The organism is Roseomonas populi (genome assembly GCF_024594815.1).
GTDB lineage: Bacteria > Pseudomonadota > Alphaproteobacteria > Acetobacterales > Acetobacteraceae > Roseomonas > Roseomonas populi.
On the sequence record NZ_JANJOU010000002.1, the window covers coordinates 57044 to 79035 of the forward strand.

Annotated in this window: 23 protein-coding genes; 8 read left to right on the forward strand and 15 right to left on the reverse strand. The window is 72.3% G+C overall.

Annotation, left to right across the window (positions count from 1 at the left end; genetic code table 11):
* Positions 1-27: 27 nt before the first annotated feature.
* Entirely contained in the window at positions 28-738 is a 711-nt protein-coding gene (locus NRP21_RS03285) for a carboxymuconolactone decarboxylase family protein (RefSeq protein WP_257714748.1), read from the reverse strand.
* A gap of 23 nt (positions 739-761) precedes the next feature.
* Entirely contained in the window at positions 762-1757 is a 996-nt protein-coding gene (locus NRP21_RS03290) for a Bug family tripartite tricarboxylate transporter substrate binding protein (RefSeq protein ID WP_257714749.1), read from the reverse strand.
* A gap of 175 nt (positions 1758-1932) precedes the next feature.
* Here NRP21_RS03290 and NRP21_RS03295 point away from each other — a divergent pair, with 175 nt between their 5' ends.
* On the forward strand, positions 1933-2709 hold the full coding sequence (locus NRP21_RS03295; RefSeq protein WP_257714750.1) for an enoyl-CoA hydratase/isomerase family protein: 777 nt from the start codon (positions 1933-1935) through the stop codon (positions 2707-2709).
* A 35-nt stretch (positions 2710-2744) separates the two neighbouring features.
* A complete protein-coding gene (locus tag NRP21_RS03300) occupies positions 2745-3926 on the forward strand; it encodes a CaiB/BaiF CoA transferase family protein (protein WP_257714751.1) in 1182 nt (393 codons plus the stop codon).
* Positions 3927-4049: 123 nt separating this feature from the next.
* On the opposite strand, the gene NRP21_RS03305 is transcribed toward NRP21_RS03300, so the two are convergent.
* Positions 4050-5024, reverse strand: coding sequence for a Bug family tripartite tricarboxylate transporter substrate binding protein (locus tag NRP21_RS03305; RefSeq protein WP_257714752.1), 975 nt, complete (start codon positions 5022-5024; stop codon positions 4050-4052).
* Positions 5025-5270: 246 nt separating this feature from the next.
* Here NRP21_RS03305 and NRP21_RS03310 point away from each other — a divergent pair, with 246 nt between their 5' ends.
* Genes NRP21_RS03310 through NRP21_RS03320 form a run of 3 tightly spaced genes read left to right on the forward strand, consistent with a single transcriptional unit; the run spans position 5271 to position 8201 of the window.
* Positions 5271-6440 (forward strand): acyl-CoA dehydrogenase family protein, encoded by a 1170-nt coding sequence (locus NRP21_RS03310; RefSeq protein WP_257714753.1) that lies wholly within the window; start codon positions 5271-5273, stop codon positions 6438-6440.
* A gap of 5 nt (positions 6441-6445) precedes the next feature.
* Complete coding sequence (locus NRP21_RS03315; RefSeq protein WP_257714754.1) at positions 6446-7540, forward strand: acyl-CoA dehydrogenase family protein; 1095 nt, start codon at positions 6446-6448, stop codon at positions 7538-7540.
* Between the two features lie 55 nt (positions 7541-7595).
* Positions 7596-8201 (forward strand): TetR/AcrR family transcriptional regulator, encoded by a 606-nt coding sequence (locus NRP21_RS03320; protein ID WP_257714755.1) that lies wholly within the window; start codon positions 7596-7598, stop codon positions 8199-8201.
* Positions 8202-8370: 169 nt separating this feature from the next.
* On the opposite strand, the gene NRP21_RS03325 is transcribed toward NRP21_RS03320, so the two are convergent.
* A complete protein-coding gene (locus tag NRP21_RS03325; RefSeq protein WP_257714756.1) occupies positions 8371-9600 on the reverse strand; it encodes an ABC transporter substrate-binding protein in 1230 nt (409 codons plus the stop codon).
* 38 nt (positions 9601-9638) lie between these two features.
* Positions 9639-10607 carry an SMP-30/gluconolactonase/LRE family protein gene (locus tag NRP21_RS03330; protein ID WP_257714757.1) on the reverse strand — a complete coding sequence of 323 codons (969 nt, stop codon included), beginning with the start codon at positions 10605-10607 and terminating at the stop codon, positions 9639-9641.
* Between the two features lie 150 nt (positions 10608-10757).
* On the opposite strand from NRP21_RS03330, the gene NRP21_RS03335 reads away from it, so the two are divergent.
* Both NRP21_RS03335 and NRP21_RS03340 read left to right on the forward strand, forming a co-directional pair.
* The gene (locus NRP21_RS03335; protein ID WP_257714758.1) at positions 10758-11528 is read left to right on the forward strand and encodes an SDR family NAD(P)-dependent oxidoreductase; all 771 of its coding nucleotides are present in this window, start codon (positions 10758-10760) and stop codon (positions 11526-11528) included.
* Between the two features lie 39 nt (positions 11529-11567).
* Positions 11568-12332 (forward strand): crotonase/enoyl-CoA hydratase family protein, encoded by a 765-nt coding sequence (locus NRP21_RS03340; RefSeq protein ID WP_257714759.1) that lies wholly within the window; start codon positions 11568-11570, stop codon positions 12330-12332.
* A 226-nt stretch (positions 12333-12558) separates the two neighbouring features.
* On the opposite strand, the gene NRP21_RS03345 is transcribed toward NRP21_RS03340, so the two are convergent.
* The 9 genes from NRP21_RS03345 to NRP21_RS03385 form a co-directional block, all read right to left on the reverse strand.
* Positions 12559-12723, reverse strand: coding sequence for a hypothetical protein (locus NRP21_RS03345; protein ID WP_257714760.1), 165 nt, complete (start codon positions 12721-12723; stop codon positions 12559-12561).
* A gap of 126 nt (positions 12724-12849) precedes the next feature.
* Positions 12850-13890, reverse strand: a complete 1041-nt coding sequence (locus NRP21_RS03350; RefSeq protein WP_257714761.1) for an NAD(P)-dependent oxidoreductase — start codon at positions 13888-13890, stop codon at positions 12850-12852.
* Positions 13891-14357: 467 nt separating this feature from the next.
* Complete coding sequence (gene dinB, locus NRP21_RS03355) at positions 14358-15398, reverse strand: DNA polymerase IV (protein WP_408639596.1); 1041 nt, start codon at positions 15396-15398, stop codon at positions 14358-14360.
* Positions 15399-15523: 125 nt separating this feature from the next.
* Complete coding sequence (locus tag NRP21_RS03360; protein WP_257714763.1) at positions 15524-16309, reverse strand: NTP transferase domain-containing protein; 786 nt, start codon at positions 16307-16309, stop codon at positions 15524-15526.
* A complete protein-coding gene (locus tag NRP21_RS03365; RefSeq protein WP_257714764.1) occupies positions 16306-17448 on the reverse strand; it encodes a GNAT family N-acetyltransferase in 1143 nt (380 codons plus the stop codon). Before NRP21_RS03365 ends, NRP21_RS03360 begins: the two co-directional genes overlap by 4 nt.
* Positions 17445-17567: a hypothetical protein gene (locus NRP21_RS03370; RefSeq protein WP_257714765.1), complete on the reverse strand. Its 123-nt coding sequence runs from the start codon at positions 17565-17567 to the stop codon at positions 17445-17447. Before NRP21_RS03370 ends, NRP21_RS03365 begins: the two co-directional genes overlap by 4 nt.
* Positions 17568-17607: 40 nt before the next feature.
* A complete protein-coding gene (locus tag NRP21_RS03375; RefSeq protein ID WP_257714766.1) occupies positions 17608-18672 on the reverse strand; it encodes an LptF/LptG family permease in 1065 nt (354 codons plus the stop codon).
* A gap of 85 nt (positions 18673-18757) precedes the next feature.
* Positions 18758-20008, reverse strand: coding sequence for an LptF/LptG family permease (locus tag NRP21_RS03380; protein WP_257714767.1), 1251 nt, complete (start codon positions 20006-20008; stop codon positions 18758-18760).
* Positions 20009-20033: 25 nt separating this feature from the next.
* Positions 20034-20462 carry an HIT family protein gene (locus NRP21_RS03385; RefSeq protein WP_257714768.1) on the reverse strand — a complete coding sequence of 143 codons (429 nt, stop codon included), beginning with the start codon at positions 20460-20462 and terminating at the stop codon, positions 20034-20036.
* Between the two features lie 187 nt (positions 20463-20649).
* Here NRP21_RS03385 and NRP21_RS03390 point away from each other — a divergent pair, with 187 nt between their 5' ends.
* Positions 20650-21051, forward strand: coding sequence for a DUF2141 domain-containing protein (locus NRP21_RS03390; protein ID WP_257714769.1), 402 nt, complete (start codon positions 20650-20652; stop codon positions 21049-21051).
* Here NRP21_RS03390 and NRP21_RS03395 read toward each other — a convergent pair.
* Positions 21002-21937 (reverse strand): metallophosphoesterase family protein, encoded by a 936-nt coding sequence (locus NRP21_RS03395; protein WP_257714770.1) that lies wholly within the window; start codon positions 21935-21937, stop codon positions 21002-21004. The genes NRP21_RS03390 and NRP21_RS03395 overlap by 50 nt on opposite strands.
* Positions 21938-21992: the final 55 nt, after the last annotated feature.

Sequence of the window (21992 nt, forward strand, 5' to 3'; positions counted from 1 at the left end):
GCAGGTGTCGGCGGTCAACATCATCGGTCAGGAGGATGGCTGCTTCGTCCCATACTCCTCCGCAAGCAGCCGCTCGCCGAGCGTTGCGGTCTGGATTCCCATCAGGGTCGTCAATTTAAGTACCGCGACGATCTCCGCCGCCGAGGCACCGTAACTCAGGGCGCTGCGGATGTGCACGCGCAGGCCCGGCTCGAACAGATGGGTCGTGGCGCAGTCGATGGCGATGTAGACGAATTCGCGCTCCTTCGGCGCCAGCGTTCCGCTCGTCCAGGGGTGCGAGGAGAAGCGCGTATAGGCCTCGAAGTAGCGCGTATCCAGGCGAAGCAGCGCCTCCCATCGGTCGCTCCATCGGCCCCGGCCGGCGGTAAAGTCCGCCTTGATCCGCGCCTGCTCCTCGGTGAGCGGGGCGGCGCGGTCGAAGGCCTGGCCTGCGGCCGCCAGTTCGTCCAGCAGCGCGGGGACGCCGATGGAGAGTGCGTGGATGCCGAGGACGGAGGTAAGCTGCAGAACCTCGCGTAGCTCGGCCGCGGCGGCGCCGTGGGTGCGGGCATCCCGGATCGCGGCCCGGAGCGCCGCCTCGTTCAGATGCGTCACCGCCCCGTTGACGGCGACGAGAAGAAGGGCCTGCAGCCGGCGCGGCAGGACGCCGTCCGCCGAGGCGTCGGCGAGGCCCTCGAAGGCCTGCGCGAAGGCGGGGTCTGCCCGCAGCGCCTCGATCTCGGCGTCGAGGCCGCTCATTCGCTGATGTCGTGCAGTCGTGCTCATTCGATCCGGATCCCCGCGGCCTGGATGACGCTCTTCCAACGGGCCGCCTCGCCGCGGATCACGCCGGCCAGCTCCTCCGGCGTGCCGCCCATCGGCTCGAAGCCCAGCTCCTCGAACTTCCGTCGGAAGCCTTCCTCCCTGAGGATCGTGTTCATCGCGGCGTTGACACGGTCCACTATCGGGCGCGGCAGGTTCGCGGGGCCGGAAATGTAGTTGAATGGCGCGGCGTCGAAGCCGGGCAGGGTCTCCGCCACGGCAGGCGTATCGGGCAGCCCGGCGTAGCGCCGCGGCGTCGTCACCGCGAGCAGACGCAGGCGCCCCTCGCGGATATGCGGCAGCAGGGCGGGAAGCCCGTCGAGCGCCATCTGCACGTCGCCCGAGAGCAGCGCCTGCACGCCCGGGCCCGTGCCGCGGAAGGGGACATGCACGACCTCCACCTTCGCCATGTAGCGCAGCAGCTCTCCCGCCAGATGCGAGGTGGAGCCGGCGCCGGAGCTGCCGAAGAACAGGGTACCCGGCCGCTTGCGCGCGAGATCGATCAGTTCGGCCACCGTCTTCGCGGGCACGGAAGGGTGCACCACCAGCAGGTTCGGCGTGCGCATCACGTTGACGATCGGCGTGAAGGCCTGATCGGGGTCGTAGGGCAGGGAGGGCATCATGAAGGGATTGGTCGTCTGCACGCCGGGCGTGCCCAGCAGCAGCGTGTAGCCATCCGGCGCCGCCTGCGCGACGGCGGCGGCACCGACCGTGCTGCCGCCGCCCGGCCGGTTCTCCACCACCACCGTCTGCCCGAGGGCGGGGCCGAGCGCGCTGCCGATCAGCCGCCCCAGCAGGTCGGAGGTGCCGCCGGCGGCGAAGGGAACGATGAGGCGCAGGGGCCGCGCCGGCCAGGCCTGCGCGCGCGCCGCGCGGATGGCCTCCGGCGCCGCCAAGGGGCCGAGCACGGCGCCGAGCAGGATTCGGCGCCTCAAGGCGCCGATGCGGAGGACCATGCGCGTCCCCTCCCTTGATGCGGGCCCTTGTGCGGGCGTTACCGCGACGTTTCGGGGTGCCGCCGGATTTCCCGGCCCCGGGCCTTTCGCAAGGCGGCATCCCCAGGCAGTATTGGGCCTACCGATCGTTCGGTCAACAAGGGCCGCCGTGCCCGCGGAAACGGACCAGGAGCCTATGCAGGATCTCCGCACCATCAAGCTGGACGTGCAGGACGGCATCGCCCGCATCACCATGGCCAACCCGCCCGTGAATGCGATGAGCCGCGCGATGAGCGACGAGCTGACCGCGGCCTTCGACTGGATCAGCGACACGCCGGAGGTGCGCGTGGCCGTGCTGGCCGCGGAAGGCCGTGTCTTCTGCGCGGGCGCGGACCTGAAGGCGCGGGCGGAGAAGCCGATGGGGCCGGGCGACCTGCCGGCCCATTCCCGCCGCACGCGGGAGTGCTTCCATGCCGCGCGGGAATGCGCCAAGCCCGTGATCGCCGCGGTGCAGGGGCCGGCGCTCGGCGCAGGGCTCGCCCTCATGGCCTCCTGCGATATCCTCTACGCCGGGGAGGCGGCCGTGGTGGGGCTGCCGGAGATCGATGTGGGCCTGCTCGGCGGCGGGCGGCACGCCATGCAGCTCTTCGGCCATTCGCGCACGCGGCGCATGATGCTGACGGGCTGGCGCGTGCCGGCGGCGGAGCTGTACCGCCTCGGCGTCGTCGAGGCCTGCCTGCCGACGGAAGAGCTGCTGCCCGCGGTGATGGAGGTGGCGCGGAGCATCGCCGCGAAGAGCCCGCTCGCCTCCCGCATGGCAAAGCACGCGCTGAACACGATCGAGGGGATGAGCCTGCGCGACGGCTACCGCTACGAGCAGGACATGACGGCCGCGATCTCCCTGACGGAGGACGCGCGCGAGGCACAGCGTGCCTTCGCCGAGAAGCGCCCTCCCGTCTTCCAGGGCCGCTGAGGCCGCACCGCAACCGAAGCCAGCGCAGGAACGCCATGCCCGGTCCCCTCTCGCACATCCGCGTGCTCGACCTCAGCCGCATCCTCGCCGGCCCCTGGGCGGGCCAGCTCCTGGCCGATCTCGGCGCGGACGTCATCAAGATCGAGCGCCCGGAGGTGGGCGACGATTCCCGTTCCTGGGGCCCGCCCTTCCTGGAGGACCGGGAGGGCCGGAGGACGGGCGAGAGCGGCTACTTCCTCACCGTCAACCGCGGCAAGCGCTCCTGCACCGTGGACCTGACGCAGCCGGAGGGGCAGGCGGTCATCCGCGCTCTGGCGGCGCGATCGGACGTGCTGCTGGAGAACTACAAGGTCGGCAACCTCGCCCGCTTCGGGCTGAGCTACGAGGACCTGAAGCCGCTCGCGCCGCAACTCGTCTACTGCTCCGTCACCGGCTTCGGGCAGGACGGGCCGCGGGCGCAGGACGCCGCCTACGACTTCGCCATCCAGGCCATGGGCGGCCTGATGTCCGTCACCGGGGAGCGGGACGATCTGCCGGGCGGCGGGCCGCAGAAGGTGGGCGTGCCGATCATCGATCTCGTCACCGGTCTCTACGCCGCCGTTGCCGTGCTGGCCGGCCTCGCCGACCGTGAGAGGACGGGGGAGGGCGACTACATCGACCTCTCCATGCTCGACGTCGCCACCGCGCTGCTGGCCAACCAGGGCATGAACCATCTGCTGACCGGCCGCACGCCGCAGCGCGCCGGCAACAAGCACCCCAACATCCAGCCGCAGGACGTGTTCCGCTGCGCCGACGGCCACGTGGCCCTCGCCGTAGGCAATGACGGGCAATTCGCGAAGCTCTGCGACGTGCTGGGCCGGCCGGAGCTGGGCACCGACCCGCGCTTCCTCCGCAACAGCGACCGCCTGGCCCATCTGGAGGAGCTGCTGATCACCCTCCGCGCCCTGTTCCTGGAGCGCGGCGCGCAGGAACTGGCGGACGCGCTGGCCCGCGCCGGCGTGCCCTGCCGGCCGATCAACACCGTGCCCCAGGTGCTGGCCGACCCGCAGGTGCAGCACCGCGGCATGCTGCGCCACCTGCCGCACCCCCTCTCCGGCACCGTGCCGCAGATCGTCAGCCCGCTGCGCTTCCGCCGCGCGGCGCTGGAGTACGAGCGGGCGCCGCCGACGCTGGGGCAGCACACGGAGGAGGTGCTTCGGGAATTGGGAATGGCGTGACGCCGCCGTCTCGGCTCATCGACCCGAGGCGCACGTCAGCAAAGTGATTCCAGCTCGAAGAAATAGATGATGGGGGTTTCCGAAGAGGGGAAGAATTCCTTCTTCCCCATTTGGAGACGCCCGCTACTCCAACCGGATATTCGCGCTCCGCACCACGCGGCCGAGCCGGTCCGTTTCCTCCGCCATGAAGCGCCGGAAATCCTCTGCCGATCCGGGAAGGGGCCGCAGGGACAATCCTTCGCACCAGGCCGCGAAGTCCGGGGCGCCGACGATGCGGTTGAGCCCGGCGTTCAACTCGTCCCGCCGCGCGGCTGGCACCTGGCCCGCGGCGACAAGGCCGAACCAGGTGGAGAAACGGAAGTCGAGCCCTGCCTCGGCCATGGTGGGGACGCTCGGAAACTGTGGCAGGCGCTTGTCGCTGGCCACGCCGAAAGCGCGGATCTGCCCGGATTGCAGGTTGGGCGTGGCGGTAGCGGCGGGGTCGAAGTAGCCGTCCACCACGCCCGTCAGCAGGTCCGGCGCCACCTGGGCGGTGCCGCGATAGGGGACGTGGACGATGTTCACCCCAGCCTGCAGCTTGAAGAGTTCCAGCGCCAGGTGGGAGGGGCTGCCGTTGCCAACCGAGGCGAAGTTCAGCCGGCCGGGATTCGCCTTTGCGTAGGCGATCAACTCGGCGAGGTTTCGCGCCGCCATCCCCGGGGTGACGCAGAGGGTGAGGGGGGAATCCGCCACCGCGCCGACGGGGGTGAAGTCCTTCACGGGGTCGTAGGGCAGGCTGGCATAGAGGCTGGCATTGGCCGCGTGCGGGCCGAGATAGGTCATGTAGAGCGTGTTGCCGTCGGCGGGCACGCCGCGGAGCGAGAGGATGGCGGGGATGCCGGCCGCGCCCGGGCGGTTGTCCACGATCACGGGGACGCCAAGGTTGCGCGACATCCCGTCCGCGACACGGCGCGCGAGGAGGTCCGTCAGCCCGCCGGCGGTGAAAGGCACGACGATGCGGAGCGGCGCGCCGGGCTGCGCGCGGGCGGCGCGCGCGAGGAGCGGGGCGGCGGCGCCGGCGAGGAACAGGCGGCGCGCGATCTTCGTGGGTTGTGACATGGCTGGCTTTCCTCCCGGGTGCTGTTCCCGCGCGCGGTGTTCTGGGATCGATCGGGTCGCTTGACCTTCCTACCGACCGTTCGGTAAGAAATCTGCACCGGCCGGGCGGCGTTGCGCAAGACGTGTCGCCGGGAAGGATAGAAGGCGCCCCGGCACGGCCGGCGGCGCGAAGGATCAGGGAATACCGGATGCCCCGTCACCTCCCGCGAACCGGGCCGCTCTGCCCGCAGCCGAGGGCCTGAACCGGTGGACGCGGCCGGTACGGACTACGCCGCCTTCCGGGCGGAGGTGCGGGAGTTCTGCCTCACCCGCTGCCCGGCCGACATCCGGGCGCTGGTGGCGCGCGGCGGCAAGCTGGGGCGCGATGCCTGGAGCCGCTGGCAGCGTATCCTGTTCGACCATGGCTGGGGCGCGCCGAACTGGCCGCGCGAGTACGGCGGCACCGGCTGGGATCTGCGACAGCGCCATATCTTCGACGAGACACTGGCCGAGTCCGACTGCCCGCCGCAGTACCATCACGGCCTGCGCCACCTTGGCCCCGTGCTGATCGAGTACGGGACGGAGGAGCAGAAGCGCCGCTTCCTGCCCGGTATCCTCGACGGCAGCGTGTGGTGGTGCCAGGGCTACTCGGAGCCCGGCGCGGGATCGGACCTTGCCTCGCTGAAGACGCGGGCCGTGCGGGAGGGCGACAAGTACGTCGTCGATGGCCAGAAGACCTGGACCTCCCACGCGCAGGAGGCCGACATGATGTACACCCTCGTGCGCACCTCGCAGGAGGCGAAGAAGCAGCAGGGCATCACGCTGCTGCTGATCCCGCTGGACAGCCCGGGCATCAGCATCCGGCCCATCCGCACCATCGACAACTGGCAGCACGTGAACGAGGTCTTCCTCGACGGCGTGCGCGTGCCGGCAGAGAACCGGGTGGGGGAGGAAGGGCAGGGCTGGTCCTACGGCAAGTTCCTGCTGCACCACGAGCGGTTGGCGGGGGCCAATGTCGCGCCGCTGCTGCGCCAGCTCGCCCGCACGCGCCGGCTGATCGAGGAGGGCGCGACGGAGGGCGAGGAGGGCCGGCGGCGCGCCCTGGAGCACCGGCTGCTGCTGGCCGAGGCCGAGATCACGGGCGTGCGCGCCTTAGGCCACGCCGCGCTGGAGGCGACGCTGCGGCGCGAGCCGCTGGGCAACACCGCCGCCGTCATCAAGCTCACCTCCGCGAACCTGATGCAGCGGCTGGACGAGATCGCGCTGGACGCCACCGGCCACCGCCTCGTCTCCCGCTTCCGCCCCGTGGACGGCAATGCGCCGCCGGAGGGGATGGAGTGGCTGCAGAACTACCTCTACGGCCGCGTGCGCACGATCTACGGCGGCAGCGACGAGGTGCAGAAGAACCTGCTCGCCCGCACCCTGTTCGGACACTGACCGCGATGCCCTTCACCGCACCGCCCCTCTTCCCCGGCGATCTTTTCGAGGGCGCCGCGCGCCTGGCCGCGTCCGCCGAGGGCCGCCTCTCTGCCGTGTCAGAAGCGCCCGCCCGCGCCGCCGTGCTGGACGCGCTATGGGAAGAGGCCGCCGCGCTGGGCTGGCCCGCCGTGATGGTGCCGGAGGCGCAGGAGGGCGCCGGCGGCACGCTGGAGGACCTCGTTGCCATCCTCGACGGCGCCGGGCGCGCCGCGCTGCCATTGCCGCTGGCGGCCGCTTGCGGCGTGGTGCCGGCGATGCTGCCCGCGGAGGCGGGCGGGGTCGTGCTGCCCTTCGTGGCCAGCGGCGAGTGGCGGGTGGCGCCGGCTTTTGCGGAGCTGATGCGCGACCCCCGCTCGCCGGCCGCCGCCGCGGCGACGGAGGGGGGTGTGCTGCGCCTCTCGGGCTCCGTCATCGGCATGGAGGCCCCGCCGGGCGCCACTCACACGCTGCTGCACGCCCCCGTGGACGGGGCTTCCGGCCTGATCCTGCTTCCGTTGGACGAAGGCGGGCCGGGCCTGCGCCGCTTCGAGCGGCTGGACGGGCGGCCGAGCCTGGATGTCCTCCTCGACGGCGTGACCCTGCCCGGCACGGCCCTGCTCGCGCGCGGCGAAGCGGTGGCACGGGCCGCGGCATCGGCCAGGGCGCTCGGCACACTGCTCGTGATGGTGGAAGCGGTCGCCGCCATGGGCGCGCTCGTCGGGCAGACGATCGAGTACCTCTCCACCCGCGTGCAGTTCGGCGAGACCCTCTCCCGCTTCCAGGTGCTGCGGCACGGCACGGTGGACCTCTACACCCGGCACGAGGCCGCGCGCGCCCTGGTCGTCTCCCTCGTCACGGCCGCCGCCGAGACCTCGGTGGCGGAGTTGGACGCGCGCACGCTGCACCTGGCCAAGCTGCATGTCGGCCGCGCCGCCCGCGAAGTGGCAGAGGGCGCGATCCAGCTGCACGGCGGCATGGGCCTGACCGACGAGCTGCCCGCCTCGCGCCTGACCAAGCGCCTGCTGTGCGTGGAATTCGATTACGGCGACGGCGCCGTCCACGCGGCGCTGGCGGCCTGATGCCCGCGATTCCACTGGGAATGCTATAGGGTACCCGTCACTTGGAGGCCCCCGGATGGCCAGGCAGAAGCGTGAGCAGCGCGACACGCGGCAGCTGATCGTCGAGCACGCGGCGGAGCAATTTGCCCTCTGGGGGTATGCCGGCGCTTCCATCAGCGACATCGCCGCGGCCGTCGGCGTCTCCAAGCCCACGCTCTACCACCACTTCGCGGACAAGGAGGAGATCTACGTCGAGATCGCCACCTCCGTCCTGACGAGCATGACGGAACGGGCTCGGGCCGCGATCGAGGGTGTGGCGCCCGCGCCGGAGCGCCTGCGCCGCTTCATGCGCGCCCATGCCGGCTACCTGCAGGAGAACGAGCACGCCTACATCGCTGGGCAACTCGGCTTCCGCGGCCTGCGCGAGACCGAGGGCCGCAGCCGCGCCCTGGAGCTGCGAGACGGCTACGAGCGCCTTCTCTCCGGCATCCTGTCGGAAGGGCTCTCGGATGGCAGCCTGCACATGGCCGACGTGCGCACGGCGACGCTGATGGTGCTCTCCACCCTCAACTGGATGGCGCGCTGGTATCGCTCGGACGGACCCGTGGCGGCCGTGGAGTTTGCCGACCGCTATTGCGACATGCTGCTGCAAGGGTTCCTGCCGCGAGCGGAGACGCGCTGAGCTGCGTTCTGCGGTGGTGGTCCGTGGCCAGGGAGAGGAAGAAGGAATTCTTCCTCTCCCTGGCCCCCTCACCATCGTCTTCTTCTATCGGCTGGACTGAACTTCGCTGACGGTGCGCCTCGGCCCGTGGAGCCGAGGCGAGTCCGGACAGCCCAAGGACAACCCGACGTCAGGTCAAGCGGCAACCGCCCGCGCCCGGGCTGCGGAAGGCGTCCGCGGCCGGGATGCGGCGGCGCAGCTTGTAGCAGTCCCAGGGCCCGCTCGATTCCGCGGGCGACTTCACCTCGAACAGGTACATGTCGTGCATCTTGCGGCCGTCCGCGCGCAGGGTTCCGCGCCCGAAGGCGGCGTCGTCCGTCGGCATCTCCTTCATGCGGCGCAGGGTGGCGCGGCCGCTGGCCAGGGCAGCTTCGGGGCCCAGCGCCGCGACGGCGCGCAGGTAATGGAGGGCCGCGGAGTATGTGCCGGCGTGGATCATGGAGGGCTTGGCGCCGCCCATGCGCTCGCCGAAGCGTGCGGCGAAGTCGCGCGTCCCATCGTTCAGGTCCCAGTAGTACGGCTCGGTGAGGACCATGCCCTGCGCCACCTCCAGGCCGGCGCCGCGCACGTCGCCGAGCTGCATGGCCATGCCGGCCAAGCGCTGCCGCCGCGTAAGGCCGAATTCGCGGGCCTGCTTGACGCAGTTTACCATGTCGGTCCCTGAATTCGCCAGCGCGACCACCTTGGCGCGGCTGGCCTGCGCCTGCACGAGGAAGGAGGCGAAGTCGGTGGTGCCGGGGAAGGGCACGAAGGTGCTGCCGAGCACGCGCCCGCCGCCGGCTTTCACCACCTCCGTCGCGTCGGCCGTGAGGGACTGGCCGAAGCTGTAGTTGGCGGCGACGAAAAACCAGGTATCCAGGCCTTCCGCCAGCAGCGCGTTGCCGGTGCCCGCGGCGAAGGACCAGTTGTCGAAGGTCCAGTGCGCGTGGTTGGGGCCGCAGGCCTTGCCGGTGAGGTCGGTGAGGCCCGGCCCGGTCAGCAGGGCGATCCGGTCCCTCTCCCGCGCCAGGTCGGCGATGACGAGCGCGAGGGCGGAGGAGGGCACGTCGAGGATGGCGTGAACGCCGTCGCGGTCGAACCATTGCCGGGCGATGGTGGAGCCGATGTCGGGCTTGCTCTGGAAGTCGCCCTGGACGACCTCGACCGCGATGCCGGGATTGCCGCGCCGGAACTCCTCCGCGGCGATGCGGGCGGAGACGACGGAGCCCTCGCCCGTATTGGCGGAGTAGGGGCCGGAGATGTCGGTCAGCACGCCCAGGCGCACCACCGTTTCCGCCCGGGCGATTCGCGGCGCGGCCAGTGCGCCCGGCAGGGCCAGGGATGCCGCCAGGGCTGCGCGCCTGGTGATTGTGGCTCTCATCGTGCTTCCTCCCCCGAAATGCGCCGACCGGTTGCGGCTCAGCGGTTCAGCCAGTGCAGCCCCAGGCCGGGAACCGGCCATTCCAGCGCGAGGAGCCGCCCCGTCAGGCTCTGCGTGACGTAGGCCGTGCGCAGATCCGGGCCGCCGAAGGCGATGTTGGTGGTGAAGCGGTCCGGCATGGGCAGGCGGCGCAGGATCTCGCCCGAGGGCGAGACGACGGTGATGGACGGCTCGAAAATGGTGGCGAGGCAGATGTTGCCCGCCGAATCCACCGCGAGGCTGTCGATGCCGCAGGCGCCGGGCAGGGTGGCGAGCAGCCGCCCGCCATTCGGGGTGTCGCGCCGCGCGATGCGGCCGGGGCCATCGAGGTCGAAGGCCCAGAGGCGTGCCGTGACCGTCTCGGCGACGTAGAGGGTGCGGTCGTCGGGGGAGAGGCCGATGCCGTTCGGCTTCTCCATGGGGAAGAGCACCTCCGTCAGCCCGCCGCCGGCATCGGCGTAGAGGACGCCGGTGCGGTCCATGTCGCGCGCGCGGGCCTTGCCGTAATCGGTGAACCAGAAGCCGCCGGCCGCGTCAAAGACGAGGTCGTTCGGCGCCTTCAGCATGATGCCGTCGCACTCGGTGAAGAGCGTCTCCGCCGCGCCGGTGCCGAGGTCCACGCGCTGGATGCGGCCGCCCGCGTAGTCCGGGGCGGGGCCGTTCGGGTGCAGGCCCCGCTCGTCCTCGATCCAGGCGGCGCCGCCGTTGTTGCAGATGTAGCAGCGGCCGTCCGGCCCGATGGCGGCACCGTTCGGCGCGCCGCCGAGATGGGCGACGACGCTCTTCCCGCCATCGGGCGCGACGCGGAGGAGGTTGCCGGAGGCGAGCTCCACGACGAGGACGCTTCCGTCCTGCAGCGCGACAGGTCCCTCCGGGAAGCGCAGGCCGCGCGTGACCTCGCGGAAGGCGGGAAGGCTTGGCGCCCCGGCCCTGGCGGCATCGGAGACGGAGCTTGCTGCGCCGTTCATGTCGTTCCTCCCGCGGGGGGACCGGAGAGGCGGCGCAGGGACAGTGCCACTTGCGCCGTTCCGGCTCGCATGCGATCACCCAACCGAACGATCGGTAAAGAGTCAAGCCGCGAGAAGGCGGTGGGCGGGCAGGTTGCGAGGAGGGGGGCCGTGCAGACTGACCGCGAGACCGATATGCGGGGCAGGGGCACGCCGCTGTTCGACGGCGAGGTGATCGTCGTCACCGGCGGAGCGCGCGGCATGGGTGCGGCCGAAGCGCGGCTGGCCGTGGCAGAGGGCGCGACCGTGGTGATCGGAGACATCCTGGACGAGGCGGGCGAGGCGCTCGCCGACGAGCTCGGCCCGCGCTGCCGCTACCGGCATCTCGATGTCTCGGTGGAGGCGGACTGGGCGGCGGCAGTGGAGTTCGCCTCCTCGCTCGGCCAGGTCTCCGGCCTCGTCAACAACGCCGCCATCTACGTGCCGCAGCCGCTGATGGACACGCCGGTTGAGATGTTCGAGCGGCACCTGCGCGTGAACCAGCTCGGCTGCTTTCTCGGGATGCGCGCGGTGGTGCCGGCGATGAAGGCGGGGGGCGGCGGCTCCATCGTCAATCTCTCCTCCTCCGCCGGGCTGCGCGGCTCGCCCGGCTCCTTCGCCTACAGCGCGACGAAATGGGCGGTGCGGGGCATGACGAAGTCGGCGGCGATGGATCTCGGCCCGCACGGCATCCGAGTGAACTCTCTGCATCCCGGCCCGATCGACACGCCGATGATTGCCTTCCGGACGGAGGAGCAGATGCGCCAGCGCCTCGCCAAGGTGCCGCTGGGCCGCATGGGCGGCCCGGAGGAGGTTGCGGAGATGGTGGTGTTCCTCCTCTCCCGCCGTGGCGCCTACATCACGGGCGCGGAGATCGCGGTGGATGGCGGTGTCAGCCTGTAGCAGCGGCTTGCGCGGCCCTGTTCCACCGGGAGAGGCGCGATGAGCGACGAGGTCCTGGTCGAGCACGAGGACGGCATCGCCGTCATCACGATCAATCGCCCGGGCCAGCGCAACGCGATCAACCGCGCCGTCTCACTCGGCGTCTGCGCCGCGGTGGACGAACTGGACGCGCGGGACGAGCTGCGCGTCGGCATCCTCACCGGCGCCGGCGGCACCTTCTGCGCGGGGATGGACCTGAAGGCCTTCCTTCGCGGGGAAGTGGCGCGGATCGAAGGGCGCGGCCTGCTGGGCATCTGCATGACCCCACCGCGCAAGCCGCTGATCGCGGCGGTGGAGGGATACGCGCTGGCCGGCGGCTTCGAGGCCGTGCTGGCCTGCGACCTGCTGGTGGCGGCGCGGGACGCGCGCTTCGGCCTGCCCGAGGCGAAGCGCGGCCTGGCCGCGGCTGGCGGCGGGCTGCTGCGCCTGCCGCGCCTGGTCCCGCCCCGTATCGCGATGGAGCTGGCGCTGACCGGCGACACCATCGGCGCGGAGCGTCTGGAGCGCTACGGGCTGGTGAACGTGCTGGCCGAGCCCGGCGCGGCCCTGGAGGAGGCGCTGCGCCTGGCGCGCCGGATCATCGACAACGGGCCGCTCTCGGTCGCCGCCAGCAAGCGCGTGCTCGTGGAGCAGGCCGACTGGCCGACCGGCGGGATGTTCGAGCGGCAGGCGGCGATCACGGACCCGCTCCTCGCCTCGGAGGATGCGCGGGAAGGAGCGGCTGCCTTCGCGGAGCGTCGCGCGCCTCGGTGGCAGGGGCGCTGACCGGCACCGCCCGATCCAACGCCGCCTCGCACGACGTTCGCAGGATGGCGGCTAGCGGCGCGAGGGTCAGGATTCACGGTCCTCCTGCAGCCTGCGCACCTGTTCGGGCCCCAGGCCGGCAGCACTCCGCCGACGTCCAAGGGTCCGCGGCATTGGCCCGTCCACATACGGAGAACCATCTCACGCAAGTTCCGGATTTTGTTGACCCTGCCGGCCACAATACCGGTCATATCCGGCAAGGTAGCCGGTCAGGTGCCGCCGAGATCTGGAAGGCGTCGCCGTGATGGAGCACGCGGAGCCGGATATCTTGCAGCTGCTCAATCGCCTGTTCCTCCTCCTGGTCCGGTGACGTGCGGTGGCGCGTGCCGGCGATGGCGTAGGGCAGCACCATCGTCACCGGTCGTGCCGGCGATCCTGTGGCGCGGCGTCTCCGATACCCGCGGTTCAGGTGGGCAGGAGGAGCGTGGCGGGGTGGGCCGCGTCACGACGCATCACCACGCCTCCTCCCGCTTCCCGGTCATGCCGCCACGTCCAGCAGGGCACGGCGCCGCGCCAGGAAGCGGTCCGTGACCTCGGGGTTCACCAGCCGCGGCGGAAGGTCGTGGACGGCGGCGGCGAACGCCTCGGCTGCCATGCTGGCCACCCGCGCGCGGCTCTCCGCCGTTACCCCGGCCGTGTGGGGCGAGGCGAGCACCGCCGGGTGCGCCAGCAGCGGGTGCGAGGCCGGAGGGGGTTCCTCCTCCCACACATCCAGCCCCGCGCCGCCCAGGCGGCCCTCCCGCAGGGCCGCGAGAAGGGCCGCTTCGTCCAGGATGAAGCCGCGGGCGGTCGTGACGAGAAACGCGCCGGGCCGCATGCGCCCGATTGCCTCCGCGCCGATCATCCCGCGCGTCTGCGCCGTCAACGGGCAGTGCAGGGAGACGATGTCGGAGGAGGCGAGCAGCACCGGCATCTCCACCTTCGTCGCGCCCCGGGCCGCGATCGTCGCTGCGTCCAGCGCGGGGTCCACCGCCAGCACGCGGCAGCCGAAGACGTTCAGCAGCGCCGCCATGCGCGTCCCGACATGGCCGAGCCCGACCAGCCCGACCGTGCGGCCGGCCAGCTCCCGCCCCATCAACGCGTTCCGGTCCCGCACCGTCCCCGCCCGCATCGCGGCCTGCGCCTCGGGCACGCGCTTGAGCAGCAGGAGCATCATGCCCAGGGCGTGCTCGGCCACGCCCTCCGCGTTGCCGCCGGCCTGGTTCACCACCGCGACGCCCGCGGCGGTGCAGGCATCGACGTCGATCGTGTCATAGCCCGCACCATAGCTGGCAACGACGAGCAGGCGCGGAAGCCGCGCCAGCAGCGCCGGGGTCACGTGCCAGGGCAGGGGCAGCTCGTGCCGGGCCGCCCAGGCGTAGTAGCCGTGGCACTCCGCCAGTGCGGCGGCGATGGCCGCTTCCGGCTGGTCCAGTCCGATGCGCCGGATGTCCAGGGCCGGGAACTCGGCGGCTCTCGTCAGGAAGGCCTCGTTCATCGGCCGCTCCAGGTAGCCGACGCGGAAGTGGTGGGGGGTCAAGCGCCTCTCCTGGCTGTTGTGTCCGTCTCCGGCCGCGCTGCCGGCCCTGGCTGCCGGATCATCTCCAGTGCTGCCAGGAGAGCGCGTTGCGCAGCTCGCGCCCGGGTGGATCCGACGACATTCGTAACGAAGAGGCGTCAGGCGACGTGCTTGCGTCCGCTACCTCGCTCATCCCGGTCGCACCAGCCGGCCGCCGTCCTGCACCGTTCCCTCCCGTGGGCGTTGCGGGGATCGTCGCGAAGAGACTGACGCCGGTCAATCTTAGCATCCCCGGGAACGGCCGCTTCCACATGTGTGGGCAGGATCAGACCTGCCCGCGCACCTGATGCCCTTGGGATCTGCGTGGGCGAAGCCGGGCGCGTCCCGCGCGCGCTGATGATCGCTGTCACGCCGCCCGGAATAATGAAGGTTCTCGAACGGTCGCTCGACCAGGAGAAGGTCCCGGCTGCCGCTACGGCCCGCGATGCTCAGCCCAGGTCCAGGCTTGGCTGCGCCGGAGGCTCCGTTCCCGCCTCGAAGCCGGAGACGGTAACTCCCAGCAGCCGCACCGGCCTGGGCAGCGGGAAGGTGCCGCGCAGGAGCGCAAGCGCCATCTGTCGCAGCTCGGCGTTGCCGACAATGGGCGAGGGCAGGGTGCGGCTCCGGGTGATCTGGCGGAAGTCGCTGTACCGGACCTTGATCGTCACCGAGCGGCCGAAGCTGCCGGTGCGCTCGCACCACTCCCAGACCTCGTCGGCGAGTGCCAGGAGGCCCGCCTCCACCTCCCCGGGCGTGGCGAGGTCGCGATCGTAGGTCGTTTCGGAGCCGGAGGACTTGCGCGGCCGGTCGGGCACGACCGGCCGCTCGTCTATCCCGCGCGCGATAGCGTGGAAGTGGGCGCCGGCCTTGCCGAAGTGCTCCGTGAGGAAGGCGAGGCTCCGCTCGCGCAGGTCGCGCCCCGTGCGGATGCCCAAGGCTTCCATCCGCGCCGCCGTCGCGGGACCGACCCCGTGGAAGCGGGACACCGCTAGCGCCTCAACGAAGGCGGGGCCCTGATCGGGCGTGAGGACGAAGAGGCCATCTGGCTTGCGCATGTCGCTCGCCATCTTGGCGAGGAACTTGTTGTAGGAGACCCCGGCCGAGGCGGTGAGCCCCGTGCGGGCGCGGATCTCGGCGCGGATCGCGCGGGCGACGGCGGTTGCCGTGGGCAGGCCGTGGCGGTTCTCGGTCACGTCGAGATAGGCCTCGTCGAGCGAGAGCGGCTCCACAAGCGGCGTGTGGTCCAGGAAGACCTCGCGGATGGTGGCGGAGACCTCGCGGTAGCGCTCGAAGCGCGGCGGCACGAAGACGAGCCCCGGGCAGAGGCGGGCCGCCGTGCGCGACGGCATGGCCGAGCGCACGCCGAAGGCCCGGGCCTCGTAGCTGGCAGCCGCCACCACGCCGCGCTCGCGCGAGCCGCCTACGGCCAGCGGCCGGCCCCGCAGCGCCGGGTCGTCGCGCTGCTCGACGGACGCGTAGAAGGCGTCCATGTCCACGTGGATGATCTTGCGGGTTGGCTGGGTCGCCGCTGCAGGGATGATGGGCGACACCGGATTTCCGATTGCCGGTTAGGATGGCCGAACGCCAGGCCGGCCCAGGAGCCTTCAGCCCGAAGCTACCCTCTTTCATCCCGCGGGTCACGACCAGCGCTCAGCCGTGCCTCAACCAGGACCAGGTCGTCCGGCTTGTCCACGTCCACGGCGGCCGCACCGAACGGCATCTCGACGACCGCGACCGGCGCGCGGCAGCGCGCGCCCAGCGCATCGAGCCCGCCCCGCAGCGTCATCCGGCCCAGCGCATAGGAGAGCAGCGGTCCCAGGCCAAGCATCCGTGCCATCGTCAGGGGCCGCTTCCGCTGCGCCTCCAGCCTCTGCCAGAACTCCAGCACGCGCGCCGCTTCCGGCCGCGCGAGAAGGAACAGGTTGCACCCGCTGAAGGCGCCGTCGCGGAAGCGCAGCCAGGTGCGCCGCGTGTCCGGAAACTCGGCCAGGATCCTCTCACGCCGCGCGAGGGCCGCGACGGCGGAGGCGCCGGGCGGCGCCGCCCGCAGAACGTGCTCCACCATGTCGGGCGTCAGCAGCGCGTGGTCGGCCGTGGTGACGAGCAGCGGCGCCCCGAACTCCTCGAACACCGCCGCCGCGCTGCGGGCAGGGCTCGATGCGGAGGGGCGCAGGATCACGCCGTCCAGCCCAGCAAGCCCCGCCAGCGCGCGCCCGGGCTCCTCGATGGAGACGACCACCCGCCCGATGCCCGGCGCGCCCCGCAGCGCCGCCAGGACCCGCAGCAGCATGGGCACGCCGGCAACGGGCAGCAGCGCCTTGTGCGAGACGCCGGCCGCCGCGGCCATCGGGTCCGTGCCGCGCCGCTGCCCCGCCAGCACCAGTGCCGTCACGTCAGTCACAGCGACTTCCCGTACACGCGATAGGTCTTGTAGGCCCGCGCGCCCAGCGCCTCGGCAAGGTTCCGCATGGGCCGGTTGTCCTCCAGCACCCAGGACATCTCCACCTGCCGGATCCCCATGGCCCGCGCCTCGCGCCGCAGCGCCTCCACGAGGAACAGCGGCAGCACGCGCCCGAGCAGCCCGGCCTGCAGCCCCGGCCTCACCCCCATCAGCGGCACGCGCGCGGTGGTGACGCCAGAGACTTTCAGCCGCCACAGCAGCTTTGCCCAGCCGAAGGGAAGCAGCCGGCCGCCCAGGTCGCGGATCGCCTCGTTCAGGTTGGGGAGGCACACGGCGAAGGCCACGGGGCGCCCGCCCATCTCGGCGAACCAGACCAGCCTCTCGTCCAGCAGCGGCTTCAGCTCGGAGGCCAGGTGCGCCACCTCCTCCGCCGTGAAGGGGGTGAAGCCCCAGTTGCCTGCCCAGGCCTCGTTGAAGATGCCGATCAGCGCCTCGACTTCCTGCGCCAGCGCCGCGCGGCGCATGGGGCGCAGCGAGACCCCGGCGGGGAGCCCGCGCGACACCACCCGCGCGGCGGCGGGCGGAAGTGCCTCCGTCACGTCGCTGATGTAGGCGAGGACGTCCCGCGCCTTGGCGTAGCCCAATGCTTCCAGCTGCGCGCCCGCATAGGGCGGGTCGTGAGGCATCATCATCATGGGCGGCGTGTCGAAGCCCGAGACGAGCAGCCCCGTCTGGTCATTGATGGAGAGGCTGAAAGGGCCGAGCAGCTGCTTCCGCCCGCGCCCGCGCGCCCATCCCTCTGCCGTGCCCAGCAGCGCCGCGAAGACCTCCGGGTCGTCCTCCGCCGCCAGCAGGCCGAAATGCGCGGGGCGCCCGCCCTCCACCTCTGGCACCAGCCGATCGTCCTGCGCGCTGATGCGGCCGACGTCGCGGCCGTCGCGCTGCGCGATCCAGAACGCCGCCTCCGCGTGGCGGAACCAGGGGTTCTTGGCGGGGGAGAGCGCCTCCCGCCGTTCCAGCAGCAGGGGGGGCACCCAGGCCGGATCGCCGCGCATCAGCGCGTTCGGCAGGCGGATGAACCGCTCAATCCCCCTGCGGTCCGCAACAGGGACGAGCTCGACGGGGGAGAGCGCGCTCATGCGGCCACGCCGGAGAGGAAGAGACGGACCGCCGCCTGCGCCGCATCGGCGGCGCCCTGCCGCCGCACGGGGATCGGCCGGGAGTCGAAGCTCCGACCAGCTCTCCAGGCACCATCCATCCGATCCACTCCTCGCCCGGCCGGAACCGGGATGGTCCTTTCAGGCTTCCTCGCGCCAGAGGCGCAGCAGGCCGGCTATGGCGAAGCAGGGCAGCATGGACCAGGCCGCCGGCAAGGGGCCGAACCCGCCTGCCTCGCCGATCGCGAGGAAAAGGCCCTGGGCGACGAGATAGCCGAGCCCCAGCGCCAAGCCAACCGCCGCCCGCCAGCCGCCGCCCCGCTGGCGGGGAAGGCCGAAGGCCGAGGGTGCTGCCAGCAGCAGCATGAGGAAGGGCGCCAGCGCCGCAGCCGCTACCGCGTGGAGTCGCGTGGCGAAGTAGGCGGGGCCGCGCGTGACCGGCCCCTCGCCGCGCTCGCCGCGCAGCAGGTCCTGCAGGCCCTGCGCCTCGGAGGGGCGCGCCAGGCTTCGCATGGCATCGGGCGAGGGACCCTCTGGCCAGGTGACGTCCGGGGACGCCACCTCCCGCGCCGCGCCCAGGTGCAGCACCCGCGCGCCCGTCAGTCGCCAGCCCTCCGCCCCGTGCCGCGCTTCCTCGGCCGCAATGCGGAGGGCGACCCGCCCGATCGTGTCCCGCCGCACCAGCAGCACGCCGGAAAGTGCCGTGCCATCCGGCGAGACCGCGTCCGCCGCTAGGATGTCCGGCCCGCTGCGCAGCCACATCCGGCGCCGCAGTGCTAGCGGCTGGTCCTGCACCTCGCGGTGGTTCCACCAGTCGGAGAGGGCGCGCTCCGTCCGCGGCGCGAGCCCCGATTGGAGGCCGAGCTGGAGGAGGCCGGCGAGCAAGCAGGCAGGCGCCAGCGCCACCATGACCCGCCCCATGCCGATGCCGGAGGCCCGCATGGCCGTGATCTCCAGCGAAGCCGCGAGGCGCCGGAAGGTCAGGATGGCCCCGACCAGCACCGCAAGCGGCACGAGCTGCCCGAGGGTGGAGGGGAGGCGCAGCAGGGCGTAGCGCCCGATGTCCCACACTCCCCCGCGGGCGAGCACGTCCCCCGCCTTGTCCAGCAGGTCCAGCAGCTGCAGCAGGGCGGCAAGGCCCAGCAACACCATCGCTGCCCGGCCGAGGAAGATCCCCGTCAGATAGCGCGCGAGCACCAGCGGCATCAGCGGGATAACCTCGACGGATCTCTCGCCGGCTTCCTCGCTCGGCCGCTCGATCGGCTCCTCACTGGGCTGCTCACTCGGGGCCTCACTGGGCTGTTCCCGCCCGGCGGGGCGCCAGCCGGACCAGCAGGGCCCCGATCCGGCCCGCGGCCCTGTCCAGCCACTCCAGCGCGCCGTCGAAGGCGCCTTCCTCCGGGTGCAGGTTGCTGTGCCGGAAGACCGCGAGGACGAAGGCGGCGAAGAGGAGGAAGAGCAGCCACGTCGCCGGCCGCGGGTCGATCCTTCCCACGTCGCCAAGGGATTCCACGAGCTGAAGCGCTTGCTGATAGACCACCAGGATCACCGCCCCCAGCAGGATCGCGACGGAGCGGCGCGACCGCTTGGCGGCCAGCCCCATCGGCACCGCCAGCAGCGGCAGCAGGACAAGGGATGCCGCGCGGGCCAGCCGTCCGTGCAGCTCCCCGGTCATGCGGCGCGCCTGCACCGGGAAGTCCGGCCGGCCCAGCCCTGTCCAGAGCTCGTCTATCGTCATCTCCCGCTCGTCGGCGCCGCGCAGGCGGAAGATCGGCAGGCGCCGCACGAAGGGCCGAGACTGGCCGGAGGAGGCGAAGTTCAGCGTGGAGGCATGGCCCTTCGGGTCCAGCGTCACCTGCCGCCCGTCCTGCAGCTCCAGCAGCAGCTCGCTCGCTGCGGTGTCCAGCACCATCATCCCGGTCGCGGCCGTGGTCAGCACCTCCGTCCCGTCGTCCTGCCGCTGGTGCAGGAGGATGCCGTGCAGCAGCCCCGTCTCCGGATCGCGCCGCTCGACATAGACGGTGAGGCGGCGGCCGATCTGGGCGAACTCGCCTGGCACCACGGTGGCATTCCACCCCGCCTCGGTCAGCGCGTGCAGCGCCGCCCGGTAGGCATAGCGGCTGATCGGCTGCACGTAGCCGTAGAGCCCGATCCCGAGAACAGCGCAGGCCAGGCCCACGGCCAGGAAGGGCCGCGCCAGCCGCGCGAGCGAGATGCCGGAGGCCTGCAGCGCGTCCAGCTCGTGGTCCTGGCTGAGCCGGGAGATCACAGCGTAGACCGCGAGGAACAGCGCCGCCGGCAAGGCCAGCCCGAGGTAATGGGGAATGAGGTAGAGTAGCAGCTGCGCGATGGAGCTGGCCGGGCTGCCCGATCCCGCCAGCAGGTCGAAGAGCCGCAGCAGCCGCTCCAGCAAGAGGGCCGGCAGCACGAGCAGCAGCGTGCCCGCCAGCGGCCGCGCGAGCAGCCGCAGCATGTAGCGGCTGACCAGCCCGCTTCCCGCCGGCGGCCTCTCCCCGGCCCTGGCCCCGGCCCGAGGGCTCATCTCCCGCTGCCCCAGCGTCAGCCGATCAAGCCGGCGTTGCGGCCCAAGCATCCCGAAGGCGGCGCAGCAGGTCCTGCCGCACCGGCTCCTCCGGCTCGACCGCCTGCCCGAGTGCCGGCGGCCCGGGCCAGCCCGCGTCCGGGAAGTCCTGGCCGAGATGCGTCCGCTTCCCCTCGTAGCGGGGAATGACGTGGAAGTGGACGTCCGGGTCCACCATCATCAGCATGAGATAGTTGATCTTCTCATAGCCAACGAAGTCCCGCAGGATCGGCTCGATGCGGGACACGGCGGCGTGCAGGTCGGCGAAGGCGGCGGGGCTGGCCGCGCCGAAGGCACCCACCTCCTCCCGAAGGACGAGGACGAGGGCGCCGAGCGTGACCTGCTGCGGCCGCAGCAGCACGCTCCAGTGGCCGGTCTCACCGATCAGCGTGGCGGGGTAGCCGAACTTGGTCATCGTGGCATTCGGTGCGGCAGTCGGTGAAGCACTGGGCATGGGGAAACTCGCGCGGCCTGGAAGGGGGCGTCTCGTGGCGCGGCGGACTATAGGTTCACGCGCGCCGTGGTGCCAATCGGCTGTCCTGGCGCTCGCCGCGCTGGTCCTTGCGCCGCCCGCCGCCGCGGCGCCGGAAGACGGCCCGCGCGTGACCGCCTGCACGGCGCCCGATGCTCCGCAGGGGCAGCGGCTCCATGTCACCGTCACCGGCGCCCGCCGCGCCGCGGGCAACGCCACGATCACGATCTACGGGCCGCGGCCGGAGCGCTTCCTGGCCAGCCGCGCCTACCTGGTGCGGCAGCGGATCCCCCTCCGGACGACCTCCGCCGAGGCCTGCTTCGCCCTGGCCGCCCCCGGCACCTACGCCATAGCCGTGTATCACGATGAGAATGACGACCACGACTTCAACCGCACCCTGATCGGCATGCCGGCGGAGGGCTACGGCTTCTCCAACGATGCCCCGACCGTCACCGGCCTGCCCTCCTTCGACGCGGTCCGCTTCACGGTACCACCCGGCGAGTCGAGGATGACGATCCGCCTGCGCTACTGACCCGCAGAATGGCCGGGGGGCCGGCCCGGAAGCCACCGCCCGCCTCCTGAACGCGCAGTTCCACCTCCACCCGCCAGTCCTGCCCCTCCTGCCCGATCCGCAGGAGCTGCCAGCCGGGCGGCCCGCCATTCCCGGCCGCGAGCGCCTGGGGCGGCCCCAGCACCGGGATGGGCCCGGCGGGCCCGGGGATTTCCCCCCGCATCGGCCGGTGGTGGTGGCCGTGCAGCACCAGTTCGGCCCCGTGCCGCGCCAGCACGCCGCGCAGCGCCGGCGCGTCCGACAGGGCCTTCCGCCGCCCGCCGGGGCCGCGCAGGGGCGGGTGGTGGATCAGAACGATGCGGAACAGCCCGTCCTGCCGCGCCGCGTCCAGCAGCGCCGGCAGCGCGGCCAGTTGCGCCGGGCCCAGCCGCCCCGCCGCCGAGCCGGGCAAGGTGGGCACCGCCGAGGACAGGCCGATCAGCGCCACCGGCCCGCGCCGCCGCAGGAAGGGGAAGGGGCCGTCGCCCGCCGCCTCCGCCATCCAGGGCTCCCAGAGCCCGATCCCGCGCGCCCAGGGCACGGCCGCTGTGGCGTCATGGTTCCCCGGCACCACCGTCACCCCATCCGGCGGGCCGAGCGCCGCCAGTAGGTCCCGCGCCGCGGCGAACTCGCCGGGTAGCGCGAGGTTGGTCAGGTCCCCCGTGACCGCCACGTGATCCGGCGCCGCCGCCGCCACGTCGGCCAGGAGAGCGCCGGCCGGCACCGCGCGGCGCCGCTTGCGCCGCCAGGCGAGATAGGCGAGCAAGCGCTTCCCAGCGAGCTGCCCGAGCGGGCGGATCGCGCCGGAGGGTACAGGCAGGTGCAGGTCGGACAGGTGCGCGAGGGTGAAGAGCATGGGGCGGCGCAATCTCGCCCGTCCCCCGCGCCGGCGCCAGCCGCCACTTTGGCCCCCGCCGGGGCTG